The following is a 15,483-nucleotide window of genomic DNA, read 5'->3' as shown; positions in this document are numbered from 1 at the left end:
TTATCCTAAAACCTGGATGGAATTGAACCATCTTCCTTTCTTTAGCTTGAGGGCCAAGACGCTCTACGGGTGAGCTACAAGTTTTAGGTAAATATTTGTAATAACTTTAATGCCCCAAACCCTGGATGGAATTGAACCATCTTCCTCTTAATGGCAGGTTTAATGGCTGATCCTGCGCTCTACCGGTGAGCTACAAGTTTTTGGGGCGAAACTTTGGCCTAAAAACCTGAATGGAATTGAACCATTTACCCCTCTTTGACTGTGGCTGCCAAGGTACTCTACCGATGAGCTACAAGTAATTTTAGGCAAAAAATCTAGCTAATTATACACTTTGTTTTGTAGTTGGAGTAAATGGAAGTAACAGATTAGTTATTTTTTTCTTCAAACTCGCGAAACTCAGATAAATTTTTCCTGCTAAAACATCTGTTAAAGAAACGCCGTCATTGTCTTTAATATTAGGGTCTGCGCCAGCATCTAAAAGAGTTTTTGTTAAAAAGAAAACGTTTGACTCACTTTCTAGCTCAAAAGCATACATCAAAGCTGTTTTTCCATCTTTATCTTGAGCATTAACATCAGCACCAGTAGCAATTAAAAGTTTTATAATCTCACTACAATCATAAAGAGATTTATAAGTTATAAAAGGGCTTTCATGACCTTGACAACCCATCACATAAGCCATCAAAACTGTTTGTCCATTGCTATTTCTAGCGTTAAGATTTGCTCCAGCCGTCAAAAGAGTTTTAGTTGTAGTAAGACTATATTTGTTGTTGCCTGCTGCTACTAAAAATGCAGTTTCTCCATCATTATTTTTTAGCTCTAAATTGATTCCTGATTTAACTAAATATTTTATATATTCTTCGCTAGGTTCACTTGTTATAAGCGCACTCATCAAAAGAGTGTAACCATTTTCATCTTGAATGTTTATATCAGTAATTTTTTTTCCTTCACATTTAGAAATTAAATCAAGCGGTTTATCAGTTTGTTTGATAGGGCCAAAATTAGGAATAAAACACACATCACCAACATATTGCATTATAGCTAGTTCTGGCTTATCTATATTTTTGTTTTTCTTAGATTTATTAGTTTCGCACTTTGCCCCAACAGATTTAAGCAAGTCTATCATTTCTTGTTGGCTTCTCATTTCTGCAACAGAACAAGCTGCTAATCCTTCTTTTGTCTTATAATTAACATCTGCACCATATTCTATTAATAGTTTGACAGCTTCAATATTTCCTAAAGAAGTAGCAACCATTAAAGGTGTTATAAAGCTTTCGTTATATTCACCTTTAGCTGGATTAGGATTTGCTCCAGCTTTAAGCAATATTTTAAGAATATCTGTATAAGTATCTTGATTGCAGTCACTTGCTATTAGAAAAAACAGAGGTGTTAAGGCTGCTTTTTCGCCTTCTCTATTATTTGTTGCATTAACATTTGCTCCAGCGTTAACTAACATTTGCACTATATCTTTGTGTCCCATAAAAACAGCCATCTTTAATGGGGTAAAAGCAAAGCTTTCTTCACTTAAAATGTCAACGTTTGCCCCAGCTTTAATTAGGCTAGCAACTATATCTTTATGATTTAATGCTGTGGCAATTGTTATTGCTGCCCAAGTGGTTTCATCTCGAAAATTAACATCTGCACCTTGAGATAATAGCTTTGAAACTTTTGCTAAATCCCCTTGTTTGGTGGCTTTCAAAAGTCCATCATTAAGCTCTTTTGGTGTCAGTTTTTTTTCTGTTTGTTTTTGTTCTTGGCGGGCTAAAGCTACATTAGTATTAATATTAGCTAGAGCTAAAATTAGGCAAATACTTAAAACTAGGCTTTTTAATATTCTCATAACAACCTCAAAATATTGTATTTATTTAATTTTTGTTGATTTGTTATTGAGAATGTTTTAAGCCAAGTTTCTTGCAGAAATTTTTATAATAAAAAATAAAAACTTATTCTGGAACATAAATTGTAGCTTTTACATGCTTAAGACTAACTACAATTGTAAAGGTCATAACTACTAACAAAGACCAAGAACTCCATTTTCCAATGTGAACAGATGACCAATTAATTACTTGATTTGGATAACACCATATGCCAAAAAAAGTGCTAATGTTTTCTGCAAACCATAGAAAAAAGCCAATCAACAAAAAGGATAACAGTAAAGGCATAGTTCTATCTTGATCATATGGCTTATAGATTACGTAAGATCTTGCATAAAGTCCAAGTAAAGTAGCTGCTATATACCATCGATAATCACCTATGAAGTGATGTGCAAAGAAATTAGCATAAATTAACAAAGCCGCAATCATAGCCATCCAGTATGGAGGATGATGCTTTATTCTAAGATCAAAAAGTCTCCATGCTTGGATAATGTAACTACCTACAGCCGCATACATAAAGCCAGAAAAAATTGGGACACCAAAAACTTTTGTATATCCTTCATCAGGGTAACTCCAAGAAGCTATACTACTTGATGTTTTAAATACTTCGAGGACAAAACCTACAATGTGAAATAAAGTTATAGCTTTAACTTCGTCCAATGTTTCAAGTTTTAGCTTTATCATAAAAACTTGAATTAATAGAGCGACAATCAACAAAACATCATAGCGAGGTATTCCAAACAATCCAGAACGAGGTATAAGGAAGACTCCAAGAAAGAACAATCCAGCAAATAAACAAGCTCTAGCTTGTTTTAAGCCAAAGAAAAAAAACTCTAACAAAAATCTATACAACCCTTTTAAGTTTGGGCTTGCCTTTGTTTCTAGTAAAAAACTATCAACTGTTTGAAGCATTAAAGATCCTTAAAAACTGTTAATGTTTTATTTATATTCACTTTATAATACAAAGTGCTTTATTAGTCAAATGATAAAATTTTGCATTTTATTTATTACTAAGTAAAATATTTAGCTAAATTTATTGTAAGAGAGATTATTTAGAATCTTGAGTTTGCCAACGAATTGCTAAATCAATTGATATAGCTTGATCAGGATTTGAGGCAGTGCTTTCCACTGTAAAGGTAGCAGCAAAATTATTACGGCGAGAAGGTTTTTCTAAAACCCTAACTAGTGCAGAATCAGACGTTCTTTGACGCACAGAGATTAAAGATTTCTTAAAAGGCAATGGATTAGCAACTCTTCTGTTTACATCCATTACAGAGCTATTTTCTAAGGGGATAACAGATATATCCGAACCTCTCATTCTTACAATTGCCTTACCTACTAAGCGAAATCTTACACTTAATACACCATCAGAAACTTGCTCATTTTCTAAATCTGGCTTTTTAGGCTCTGGTTTAGGCGTATTTTTTGGCTTTTCAACCTCTTTTTCTATAGGAACGGGAGGAGAAATTTTAGCGGGAGATGTAGGAAGTGGTTGAGGTTTTGCTTCTTTTTCAACTGGTTTTGGAGTAGGTGTTTCACCTTCAGAATTATTAATTTCGTCAGTTTCGTCTATTTGTTCGACTTCATTAATTTCAACTTCGCTAGTGTCTTCTTCTTTATCTGGTGTAGGTGTAGGAGATATCAAAACTTTAGCCACAGGTTTTGTAATTGGCTTTTTAGTCTTGTTTTTTAAGGCTTTTTCTTCTCTTATATAAGTAATAGCACTAAATCCAATTCCAGCCGAAATTGCACCAATAAGAAAAAAAATAATTCAATTAAGTAAAAATGAAGTAGGTTTTTTTGTTGAATTATTTCTGTCATAGGTGTAGTTGCTGCAACGGGAGGTTGAGCAGGAGGTGTAAGAGCTATTTGCCGGGTGTCCATTTTTGTTGTTGTGTAATCGGCCATAGCTGTAGGTTTAGCTCCTAATTCTTCGGTGCTAAACTTTTTAGTTTCTACTTCAAGATCGGAGTTTTTAGTTTCTACTTGTTGTGTGCCACATTTTCGACAGAAATTACTGCCAACTTCTAAATCAAACTGACACTTAGTACAATTACTCATAAACTTAAGCTACAACCTCTTTATTTTGAGTGACTTTAGAAAATACTCGTAAAACATTGGTAAAAAAGATTTTTTCTATTTCGTTGTGCTTAAAGCCACGTCTAAAAAGCTCTTCAGCAATTATGGGAAGTTTAGAAATATCTTCTAGCCCAACAGGAACGGCCCCAATCCCGTCATAGTCTGACCCTAAGCCTACATGGTTAATTCCAGCAATTTCTACAGCTTGCTCAATATGGTCAACTACTTTTTTATAATTAACTTTTGGAAGCCTAGCAAATTCTCTAGCACAGACTTGATTTTCTGCTTGTACTCGCTTGGTAGCGTCATGGCTATAAATTTTTCTAACTTCTGCTAAAGCCGCATTAAGCCTTGAACTTAGATTTTTATTAACTTGATAGTATTCTTCATCTAAAAAAGCAGGATAGTAATTAATACAGCAAACACCATCTTGTTTTGCAAGTAGCCGTAACATCTCATCTGTTAAATTACGAGGATGGGAACAAATCCGACGTAAATTAGAATGGGAAGCTATAACTGGATACTCAGTAAGCTCTAAAACATCGTAAAAAGCTTGATCAGAAACATGCGAAATATCAACCATCATTCCTAATTTATTCATTAGCTTAACTACAGAGCGACCAAATTCGGTTAAGCCTTGTTTATTTCCTTCATCGCCAGAAGAGCCACAAATTTCATTGCTATTTGACCAAGTTAGGGTCATATAACGAACGCCTGCAATAAAAAAAGTTTCTAACAGTTCAATTTGTCCATTTATGGCATGTCCGCCTTCTATGCCCATGCCTACAGCAATTCGACCTGTTTTTATTATTTGTTCAATATCGCTTGGGGAGGTTGCTAGTTGTAATTTATCTGGATGTAAGGCAAGTTGTTTTTTTAGAGAATCAACAAGTTGCCAAGCACGATCAACGGCTTTTTCTTTAGGAAATTGACGAGGATTAACCCAAATAGAAAAAAATTGTGTGGCAATGCCTCCTGTGTGCATTCTAGGAATATCTAAATGTCCTGTTTTGGTATGACTTGCTAGGTCAAAATTTTCGTCCAACACTCGTTGCAAAGTGTCTACATGTAAATCAAAAGCTAAAAATTGCGGTTTATTTGTACTTATATTTAATGACATGCCTGCCATGCTAGCAAAGAGCTATAAAAAGAAGCAACACAGATAAAATTAAGTAAGTATAATTATTAGTATAATTATTTTGCTTTTTTGCTAGCTCCATTAACTTTAATTAATTTTTCTGCAACTATATCAGCTAAAGCACTGATAAAGCTAGGCATAGTATTAAAAGCTGGTGCGCGGGCAAAATGCTCTATTCCTGCTTCTTGTGCTGTTTGTTTATAGAGAATATCTAATTCATAAAGTGTTTCAATATGGTCAGATACAAAGCTTACAGGAACAAGCAAAATTTGGCGTGTGCCTTTTTTGCCTAAATCCCGAATAACTTGATCTGTAAGGGGTTCTAGCCATTTTACCGGCCCAACTTTGCTTTGAAATGATAATGTCCAAGGTTGTTCATTGCCTATTTTTTTCATTACTAGCTCAACGGTTTTTTCTGTATGCTTTAAGTAAGGCTCACCTTGCTTTAAGTAGCTCTCTGGAACGCTATGCGCACTAAAAATAAGCTGTGTTGCTTTAGGATCTTGATTAGGTAAAGTTTTTTGAGCTATCTTAATTGTTTCTACTAAAGCATTTATATAGCTCGGGTGATCATACCATGCTGAAATATAATGACGGCGAATATGACGCATTCCACCACGATCATTTAATACTTTAATAAAATAGCGAAAACTAGAACGGGTTGTAGAGATAGAAAATTGAGGGTAAAGCGGTAAGGCAATAACTTTAGTAATACCATCTCTTTCTAGCTGTTCTATAGCTGTTTCTGTAAAAGGTTTCCAGCAACGCATAGCTACATAACATTGTGATGGTATTCCTCGTTGAGTTAATTCTTGAGAAAGAGCCATTGCTTGTTGGTCAGTAATTCGCCTTAGTGGGGAACCACCGCCAATTTTTTTATAGTAGCTACTAGATTTTTTATTACGAAATGTAGAAATAAACCAAGCTAAGGGTTTTCTCATTCCTTCCCAAGGAAGCTTAATAATTTCTGCATCACAAAATAGGTTGTAAAGAAAAGGGCGGACATCACTAAGTGTTTCTGGGCCACCAAGATTAAAAAGTACAATACCAAGTTTTTCAGCCATAGTTTAAAGTAGGGTTACAAAGAATTTATGCTTGCAATGTTTGATTAAACCGCTTTTGTTAACTTTAGCAAGGCTAGTACGCAGATCTTTAGTATAAGTAGATAACCTTAAAGATATTTGGATTAAGATAAATAATCTATCAACTTAATAGGTCTAAGTAGTTTATAAATAACTCATTTTGAGTATATACTTATGAATTATTTTTATCTGCTAATAGATTTTAGGGGCTTGTATGTTTGACGAGATAGACGAAACGACTAGTGATATAGATGTCATTGATCCAATGGTAGGAACAGAGATTGAAGGTAAATACCGAGTGGATCGTTTATTAGGTCAAGGCGGAATGGGAAAAGTTTTTAAGGTGACACACTTAAAACTTGGCAAAACCTTTGCCCTTAAATTAATGCACCAAGCCCAAGCAACGGCTAATCCAGCCAATTTAGTTAGATTTGAACGAGAAGCAGAAGCCTTAGCTAGAGTTACACATCCAAATGTTGTTATGGTGACAGATTTTGGAGTTTTATCAGCCCAAGACCCTTATATTGTAATGGAATATATAGAAGGGGATAGTTTACGTAAGTTATTAAAAAAAGACGGCCAACTTTCAGAACGACAAACCATAAATATTACTAAACAAATATGTGCAGGTCTTCATGAAGCACATCGCCAAGGTATAGTTCATCGGGACTTAAAGCCAGAAAATATTATGATTCAGCGTTTTGATGATGGCGATAGCATGGCAAGAGTCCTGGATTTTGGTATTGCTGTAATGAAAGAATCAGCAAACGCTACCCTAACGGAAGATTGGGGTATGGGGACGTTAAAATATATGTCTCCAGAACAAATGTATGGTGTTCCGCTAGATGCTAGATCAGATATTTTCACTATTTGTTTAATGATGTATGAAATGCTGACATGTACAGTTCCTATTGTAATGATGGGTAAGGTGACTCAGTTAATAGAGCTAAGACCTTCTGTAACTCCGATGTTAGCAGAAATAATACATAGAGGAATAAGTTTAGATGTTGGTGGGCGACAACGTAGCGTTTTAGAACTTAAACGAGAATTAGAAACCGTTGAGCAAGAAACCATGTTTCAGGGGGCTGAACTTGCGCCCACTAGAAATTTAGTTGAAAGACCAACAGCAAAAAAACCTCGCCCAACAGCAGAGCTTAGCAATGCACATACTAGCCAGCAATCCCAATACTTACAAACACCTAATACAAATAGCGATCAAAAGATACCAAAGGCCAGTCCTATAAGTGCTACACCTTCTTTAAGTGGGCCAATGGTTATACCTAGCCCAAAGATTAGTAAATCTGAACTTAAAGTAGCACCTAATGCACCTAGCACTAAGCCGATGGAAGTTGTGCAAGTAACACCACAAATAACATCACAATCAGCTAAAAATATATCTCCTAATGAGATGATAGAGGAATTTTCCTTAGACTTAAATACTGGAGGCAGTCAAGAGAGCCAAGATATTCAATTAGCTGATGAGGAGCATAATATTACTTCTGTAGTAGATGCCCGCTTGATGGAGGCTGTTAAATCGCTGGCTTTAACTTCAGATTTTGAGATGTTTTTAGCAGGTATCAGGGCTCCTTTGATTGTTGCACCTTCTTTAGTAAAAGAACTTTCACAAGGCCCAGAACATGTTGCTAATTTAGTAATACGTTGGGTTTTACAAATAAAAGAAATACCCTTTCAAGAACTTTTGCTAAATGCTAGAAATAAGATTTTTGATATATTCTTTTACCAAATTGTTAACTTTAAAACTATTTATAGTTTTTTTCCGGCTTTTGAGCAGAGTTTAATTAGTTTATGTCCAGTTAATGAGCAAGAAAAAATTGCTCAAATGTTTCAACAATTCCGATGGCAAGACATCAGGCCAATAGGGTTAATTCGTAAAGAAAAGCAAGAAAAATTTATTGCAGAAAAACGCAAAGAAGTTGTTGTTCAAGTAGATAAGTTTAATGAAGGTGTTTATAAAAACCTTACCTATAATGTTTTATCTTCAGAAAAACGATATAACTTTAAGGATGAAAAAACAGCAGAAAAAGTAACAGAATGTCAAACAAAAGTAAAAACTATTTTGTCAGATTTTATTGATTTAATTAAAGATAAAAGAATTAAAAAAGAAATTTTACTTGCTAATGAATCTGATAAATATAATGAATATGAAAATAAAGAAGCTTTTAAGCCAGAAAACTATATAGTCCAGCTAGCAGATTTAGGAGTAGCTTTATTTAATGATAATTTTCCTTATCAAAGTGTGCAGGTTTTTCAGATTATTTTAGAGTTATCTAATGATTGGCAAGTAGATTTTTATAATTCAAATCTTTTTCAGGAAAAAGGACAACTCCTTAATACACAAAACATAGAAGCTTATGTAGCCTCGGAACAAGATCGTTTTTTAATAAGAGAGATTATTTCTGTATTTGTTTGTTGGCATCCGCAATACCTGCTAAATCACTTACAAATAGCCGACGATCGCCGGATCAGACGCACAATTCTTAGAATGTTAGAATGTTATGGTCAAGATATTTATCGAATGTTGATAGATGAACTTGCTACAAATGCTCGAACTCAGCCTTGGTATTATGCACGTAATATTACTTCTTTATTAAGCAAAATAAATTGTCGTGATGAAGCGATGAAAAATGAGGCAGTTGCTTTACTTGATAGTTATTGGCAAAAAACTACACAACGCCAACTAATTTATCAAATCATTACCACGCTATCTTTTATTGGGACTGATTTTGCTTGTGAACGGCTAATAGCCCGATATCGGCAGATAGAAAATGATAAATCCAAGCAAGCTATAGATTTATGTCAAAAACTTATTCTAGCTTTTATGGATATGGAGTTAGATAAAGGTTTAGAAATAGTTGTAGATTTCTACCAAAAAACAGGTGAGTTAAAACAAGTTATTGAGCGATTTAATAATATTTATATTGGCAATTATTTAGTTCAATCAATTGCTACTAGGATTTGGAAAGAAATACAGCGCTTAAAGTTTTCTTTTTCTTTACTTGGAGACGCAGAAACTACTGTAGAGCTTTTACGGCTAGTTGCTCATATGAAAACAGAGCCAGTAATAAAATTATGTCGTGAAATTACAGAAAAGCTTGCTCGTAAACATCCCTTAGTAGCAGAAGCAGAAAAAATATTAAATGGTCAACAAGCAGTTATTTTTTATTCTAGTGATCGGATGTTACAACGTTTTGCCATCAGTAAAAATATACCAAAAATGGTTTGCTATATTGCTGATATGGGAATTACAACAAGATTGCTAGTAACTACACGGGATGCAATTGCAGGTCAAATAGATTTTTATCAAGGAAATGTCTGGAAGGCTTCTGTTACTAGTTATCAATTAACAGGTGAAAACGCTTTTTATTGGTGTTTTTTACTTGAAGTTGCAGATGTAGAAAGTATTTATTTTCAGCCTGCACAAAGACCAACTATGACAGACAAAGAGTTGGTGACTACAAAATTGATTACTAATGGACTACTTCAACGAGGCGAAATTACTCAAATTGGAAGCAATTATCTACAGTTAGAGTCTCGTTTTAGACAACGTCCAGTTAATATTGTTTATACAAGTTTTGAGCAATTAACAGATGAGCCAAATAAATATAGGGCTGTTTGGAATGCTTTAGCTGAAGATATTTCTATCCTAGAATTACGTAAGGTGACACGACTTTCTAAACATGAGCTTTATAAAATTCTGCTCTACTTTTTTAAACATAAGATGTTAATTATTGATGGACATAAAGATGCACACAAAGAGCTTTATGTAGAAGATGGTTTTGTAATGTTAGAGTTAAACTTAAAGCGCATAGAAAGACGAAGCGTTATGTTTAACTATTACAAAACTGCTGGAGAGATTTGCGCGGATTTAATGAGAGAAACCCAAGATCAAGTTTTGCTTTATGTTTTAGATGTGATGAGACGATTTTATTTAGAAAGATATGAAAACCGACGGGTATTAATGCCTAATGAGCTAAAAGTTTGTTTGCATGCAGTAACTTTATCTATTAATTATATAAAACATCCTGTGGCAGAAGAGCAAAACCTATTGGTTAATTACATGCAAAATAATTTTGAAATTAGGGAAGTTACTTCTACTTATGAGGAAGCCTTTGCTGATGATCCTGCGCTAAGAACTGGAGCAGTAGAAAAATTAGAAAATATTGAGGCTAATAATGATCCATTAGATGTTGAGCCAGCTAAAGCTCAAGACTTAGCTGTTGGGGCTAATATAGAAGCAATAAATAATTTAGTAGATCAGGTAGTAGAGCAAGAAAATGATGAAGAAGAAGCGGAAGTTGAAATCAAAGATAAATTTGATGCTGTAGCAATGGCTTGCGTTAAGCCTCTAAAAGATTTTATTCGGGAGCTTTACCGAAATTGGAAAGCAGGACGTGAAACTTCTATTAGTTGGATAGATTTAGTCGAACCAGCATTAATGTTACTAGCTAGTTCGGCAGAAAAGCTTGGTGATCAAACCCTAAGAGCTACTTTACTATCATTACATACAACTTTAAGGAAGCAAAAAGCACGTTCTCAAAGTAGCGGGGAAAATGTTTTTGATGCAGAAATGTCTCAAGAGCTTGCAGTAACTTATCTTAGGCTTTGTGAATTACAGCCTAAAACATTTGCTTTAGTTGCTGGTGAAACTGATTTAGCAGAACGTAAAGACTTATTGTTGGTTAAATTTATTCTTAGACAAGTACCAGAGATTGATGACAACCTAGTTAATAAATTTATCTTTACTGGTTGGAATAAATTTGATCGTTTTACCCAAGCTATACCAGAAGAAATTAGCAAAGCCATAGGAATCACTAAAAATATTGCTGAACAAGTTTGCTTAAAATTTTATCAATACCGAAATATTTATTATAAAGATGGTGTTGATTATGAAAATAGATTTTTAGCAATGTTTGAGCTTAATTTACAGCTTTTGCAGGAAATGCACACAGATGTTGAACAAGCAATAGTAGATGAGGAAAAAGGCGTTGCAGGAGCAAAAGAGCAAAAAGATTACTTAAAACCTGAACGTCAAAGAATGCTTTGGTCTTTATTTATCCTGCTGGCAATACGTGAGGAGTATGACTTAATACAAATGATACAGCAATCTGTTTTTGATATGAGAATTAGTTTACTAGAAGACTACCTAGCAAAATTAATTAGTGTGCAAAAATCAATTCCAGCTTTGGTTACAAATTAGTTAGGGTTTAAAAACTATGAGTATTGGACGGCTAGAAACAATTTGGATAAAGCGTGCAAAACTTGGCCCGATGGATAAAGTAATTGCTGCACAATTAATTGCTGGTAAAGGTCTTGTAGGAAATGCTAATCAAGGTGGAAAACGTCAGGTTACTATAATTGAACAAGAGATTTGGTGCAGTTTAATGGAAAACCTGGGAGCAAACTTAGATGCTTCTAAACGTAGGGCAAATTTATTAGTTAGTGGAATAAGTTTAGTAAAAACAAGAAATAAAATATTAAGGATTGGTAATTGCCGGTTACGCATTTTAGGAGAAACTCGGCCTTGTGAGCGAATGGACGAGGCTTTTTTGGGGCTTCGTGAAGCGATGAAAGCAAATTGGGGTGGGGGAGCATTTGCTGAGGTTTTAGATGATGGGGAAATTTTTTTAGGTGATAAAGTAAGTTGGGAAGAATAAAATAGCTAAGTCTAACAATTTAGGTGGTTTATTCTTCCCAACTTTGTAATTAGTAACTGCTAAATATATCAAAATAGCTTTCTTTTCTTAAAAAAGCTTTTTCTCGGTTAATGGTTAAAAAATAAGGTTGAAGAAAAATACTAGTTTGGCAAAGTAAAAGGTTTGAGCGGGTTTTTGTGTTATTTTTAGCTGTGTTATTTGGTGTTGGAATTATTCGTAAAATTCTAAAACCTACTTGAGATGTTCTAGTGATTTCCGCAGCAGATTGGCGAGAACTTACCCGACAGCCTCCTAATTCATCAATCCAACTGCCCCCACGAATTACACGTTCTTTTCCTTCAAGTGGCCCATAAGCTTTGAGTGGTGGTTCTGGGCTATATTCATAAAAACTTTCATCATACCAGTCATAGCACCATTGAGCGACATTACCAACTAAGTCTTGAACTCCAAACGGGTTAGGTGGTTGATAACCTACAGCTTTGATATATTGTTTTGCTGCTTGTACTGTATTTGGGCGAGAATCAAAATTATAGTTTATTTTTTCTTTATCTGCTTCTGCACCCCAAGGATAGGGCTGGCCTTTTAAGTTTCCTCGTGCAGCATACTCCCATTCTGCTTCTGTTGGGATGCGATAAGGATGCGTAACTTCCATTATCGTTTGAGTTGTTTCTCCATCCTCATCTTCACTTTCTATTATTTGTTTAACAGGTGGATTTTTTACTACTTTGTTTAACCAAGCGCAATAAGCTTGGACATCATTATAGCTAACCCAAACTACTGGATAATCATCACGATCTTTGGTGGCAAAGGTTTGCCAAGAAATTTTGTTTTTTCGCTCAAAATCTGTTGGAGAAGTTTCTGCTTCAGTTTTATATTTTGCTACTTCAGTAAATTGACGAAATTGCTTATTAGTAATAGGGTATTTGCTTATCTCAAAGCTACTTACTATTGATAGATGTTCCGGGCCATCATCGCTTTTACTATTAGCGACTCCCATCATAAAAGACCCTCCAGTTATTTGAACCATTTCTGGCTTTTCTACTTTTAGAGGTGGGGTTTCCTTAGGTATTGGCGGAGCTTTAAGGGTTGCTGATGTAGCAACAGCGGGCCTATTTTTTACATCGACTTGTTTGCGAATTTGAATAGTAGTAGTGGAAGAGGATTTAGATGCAGAAATTCTTGGTGCTTCCTGTGCAAATGTTGCTAGACTAGTTACTAATATAATGGTGATGTTAAGTAAAAAAAGTTTGCAAATATAGTTAGGGCAAGTAAATTTGCGTTTCATAACGGATAACTCCTTAAACAGTTCAACAATACTTTTTATTTACTAGATTATTTTTTGATGGTTAAATAATGTACACTAAATAAGTTATCTGGGTCTACCCATACTTTGGAAGCAAAAAAACCAGCAGTAGTTGCAAGTTGTTGAAATTGTTTAACCTCATACTTATAAGAGTTTTCTGTGTGAATCATTTCATTTTTTTGAATTTTAATTTCTTGATCATAAATTTTAACTTTTTGATCTTTCCGGCTAATAAGGTGCATTTCTATTCGTCCTTTAAGCTCATTATAAAAAGCATAATGTTCAAAGGCTGAAAGATCAAAATTAGCTTTTAAGTCATTGTTGATCCTTGCTAAAAGATTAAGATTAAAAGCTGCTGTTACACCCTGACGATCATTATAAGCGTCATTTAATATTTTTGTGCTTTTCTTTAGATCTACTCCAATTAACATCCCATCGTTATTGTTTAACCTAGCTACAGTATTGGTAAGCAAGCTTTTAGCTTCTTTATAATCTAGGTTCCCAATAGTAGAGCCAGGAAAAAAAACTACTTTTTTATCAAACTTAAAGTTTAATTCCGGGAGTTTTAACGCTTTAGTATAATCAGCACAAACGGCAATAATTTGCAATTTAGGGTAGTCTTTGGCTAATTGTCCAGCATCGTCAAAAAGATAGTCTTTAGAAATATCTATTGGCAAATAGCCTACAGGTTCATCTAGCATATCAAGCAACAAACGGACTTTTTGACTTCCTCCACTACCATATTCAATTATTAAAGCATTTTTACCAATTAATTTACTAATTTCTGATTTATATTGGTGAAAAATAGATAGTTCTGTACGGGTCGGATAATATTCTTCTAGCTGACAAATTTGGCTAAATAACTCTGAGCCTTGGCAGTCATAAAAAAATTTGCTAGGGATTTGTTTTGGAGTTTTGCTTAAGCCTTTTATTACTTCATCATAAAAGCTTTCTATTTTAGGGTGAAAGTCATATAGTGCTAAAGTCAATATCCTATCCTTTCTTGGTTAACAGCCAAAGAAAACAGATAACTATTAGGAATAAACAACTTTTCGGCTTGCTGAGTTTTTAGAATTTAACTTAAAACATAATAGACTTTGGAATTTTAAGTTGAAGAAAGCATTTGGTCAAGCTATCAAATAGTTATTTGATAAACTAAAGAGCTATCAAATACTTATTAGAAGGAATTTAATGTATCATTTCTTGACATTAAAATTAGTTAATGTCACCATAAGGGCCAAATTTAAATCTGCAATTAAAAATTTTACTTTTGAGAGAATAAATTATGACAGTATTTTATTTAGTTCTAGCTGCTTTAGTAGTAATGGTAATTGTTTTGATTGTGGAAATTATTTTTGCTGTAAAAGCTAAAATCTAAGTAAAAAATTAATTCTAATAATTACAAATAAATATTTACTCCTAAGAATACCTAATTTAATCAGCCTAATTTTATTGTTAAGTGTAAAAAAGTTAGTGGCTGGTTCTTTCTGATTATTAACGATATTTAGGAGAAGAATTTTTGAATCCTGTAGAGATTATTCACAACAACTATGTTGTTGGACGACGCGCTCAAATACTTGCTTCACATCTATCAAACTTACTACCCAATAATATTTCTGTATTAGATGTTGGATGTGGTGATGGACAAATTGCTGCCACCATATTAAAACAACGTCCTGATATAACTATTGATGGAGTTGATGTATTAGTGCGTCCTGCTTCAGCTATTTCTATTAAAGCATTTGATGGAACAAATATTCCTTATAATGATAACTCTATTGGGTTATGTTATAAAAAAGTTGGCACTTGGTTTGTAAATCAATTTAACAAAGGGCTGCAACTGTATTACCAACTTTACTGAAACACGACCGCTTCTTTTTTAATTAGTTTATTGCAAATAAAAAAAAGTAAATTAAAGGATTTTTAAGTAGAATTTTAGCTATATAAATTGCTTTAAATTGAAAAAAGCTAGCAGTTGCTAGCTTTTTTCAATCTTTTATTCCACTCTTTTTGGTGGGTACACTACAAAAGTGTATTATTTATTCCAAAATTTAATATGTGTTGTGTGTGTTTTCTGCAAAATTGGTTGACTTTGTATATTACTCAAGTCAAAGCTGATACAACTTTGTTCGATAAAACAGAACAAGTTGGATAGGATTAGGCGGAGACACCTAATTAGTAGGGCTACCAGCTAAAAAACCCCCTTCCGAGACCCTACTATAAAAACTATCAATCTACCTAACAGATTGCCACCTATTGGCGACCTAAATTTTTCTCCAAAAATTTAGGCTAATCTGATTTTGTCGATCAAAGGTTTACATTAGCAAAAAAACTA

General features: G+C 33.9%; 11 protein-coding genes and 1 tRNA gene. 3 read left to right on the top strand and 9 right to left on the bottom strand.

Annotated features, from left to right (window positions below):
* Nucleotides 1-116: 116 nt before the first annotated feature.
* The 7 genes from IPK14_03690 to hemH all read right to left on the bottom strand — a co-directional run bounded on the left by IPK14_03690 (nucleotide 117) and on the right by hemH (nucleotide 6,152).
* Nucleotides 117-200: transfer RNA gene (locus IPK14_03690), tRNA-OTHER, on the bottom strand.
* A 122-nt stretch (nucleotides 201-322) separates the two neighbouring features.
* Nucleotides 323-1,837 (bottom strand): ankyrin repeat domain-containing protein, encoded by a 1,515-nt coding sequence (locus tag IPK14_03685; GenBank protein MBK7992529.1) that lies wholly within the window; start codon nucleotides 1,835-1,837, stop codon nucleotides 323-325.
* A gap of 103 nt (nucleotides 1,838-1,940) precedes the next feature.
* The gene (locus tag IPK14_03680) at nucleotides 1,941-2,783 is read right to left on the bottom strand and encodes a DUF817 domain-containing protein (protein ID MBK7992528.1); all 843 of its coding nucleotides are present in this window, start codon (nucleotides 2,781-2,783) and stop codon (nucleotides 1,941-1,943) included.
* A 136-nt stretch (nucleotides 2,784-2,919) separates the two neighbouring features.
* A complete protein-coding gene (locus IPK14_03675; GenBank protein ID MBK7992527.1) occupies nucleotides 2,920-3,528 on the bottom strand; it encodes a hypothetical protein in 609 nt (202 codons plus the stop codon).
* Nucleotides 3,529-3,578: 50 nt separating this feature from the next.
* Complete coding sequence (locus tag IPK14_03670) at nucleotides 3,579-3,932, bottom strand: hypothetical protein (GenBank protein ID MBK7992526.1); 354 nt, start codon at nucleotides 3,930-3,932, stop codon at nucleotides 3,579-3,581.
* A 4-nt stretch (nucleotides 3,933-3,936) separates the two neighbouring features.
* Complete coding sequence (locus IPK14_03665) at nucleotides 3,937-5,070, bottom strand: dipeptidase (GenBank protein MBK7992525.1); 1,134 nt, start codon at nucleotides 5,068-5,070, stop codon at nucleotides 3,937-3,939.
* 74 nt (nucleotides 5,071-5,144) lie between these two features.
* Nucleotides 5,145-6,152 carry a ferrochelatase gene (gene hemH / locus IPK14_03660; protein MBK7992524.1) on the bottom strand — a complete coding sequence of 336 codons (1,008 nt, stop codon included), beginning with the start codon at nucleotides 6,150-6,152 and terminating at the stop codon, nucleotides 5,145-5,147.
* A 232-nt stretch (nucleotides 6,153-6,384) separates the two neighbouring features.
* Here hemH and IPK14_03655 point away from each other — a divergent pair, with 232 nt between their 5' ends.
* Nucleotides 6,385-11,388 carry a serine/threonine protein kinase gene (locus IPK14_03655; protein ID MBK7992523.1) on the top strand — a complete coding sequence of 1,668 codons (5,004 nt, stop codon included), beginning with the start codon at nucleotides 6,385-6,387 and terminating at the stop codon, nucleotides 11,386-11,388.
* Between the two features lie 16 nt (nucleotides 11,389-11,404).
* Complete coding sequence (locus IPK14_03650; protein ID MBK7992522.1) at nucleotides 11,405-11,845, top strand: MOSC domain-containing protein; 441 nt, start codon at nucleotides 11,405-11,407, stop codon at nucleotides 11,843-11,845.
* Between the two features lie 49 nt (nucleotides 11,846-11,894).
* Here IPK14_03650 and IPK14_03645 read toward each other — a convergent pair whose 3' ends face one another.
* Together IPK14_03645 and egtD are read right to left on the bottom strand one after the other, a co-directional pair.
* On the bottom strand, nucleotides 11,895-13,130 hold the full coding sequence (locus IPK14_03645) for a formylglycine-generating enzyme family protein (protein ID MBK7992521.1): 1,236 nt from the start codon (nucleotides 13,128-13,130) through the stop codon (nucleotides 11,895-11,897).
* A 47-nt stretch (nucleotides 13,131-13,177) separates the two neighbouring features.
* Nucleotides 13,178-14,140, bottom strand: a complete 963-nt coding sequence (gene egtD, locus IPK14_03640; GenBank protein MBK7992520.1) for an L-histidine N(alpha)-methyltransferase — start codon at nucleotides 14,138-14,140, stop codon at nucleotides 13,178-13,180.
* 527 nt (nucleotides 14,141-14,667) lie between these two features.
* Here egtD and IPK14_03635 point away from each other — a divergent pair.
* On the top strand, nucleotides 14,668-15,009 hold the full coding sequence (locus IPK14_03635) for a methyltransferase (GenBank protein ID MBK7992519.1): 342 nt from the start codon (nucleotides 14,668-14,670) through the stop codon (nucleotides 15,007-15,009).
* Nucleotides 15,010-15,483 lie beyond the last annotated feature (474 nt).

The sequence above is a fragment of the Blastocatellia bacterium genome (assembly GCA_016713405.1).
Classification (GTDB): Bacteria; Acidobacteriota; Blastocatellia; order Chloracidobacteriales; family JADJPF01; genus JADJPF01.
This window is presented reverse-complemented; position numbering and strand designations above follow the sequence as displayed.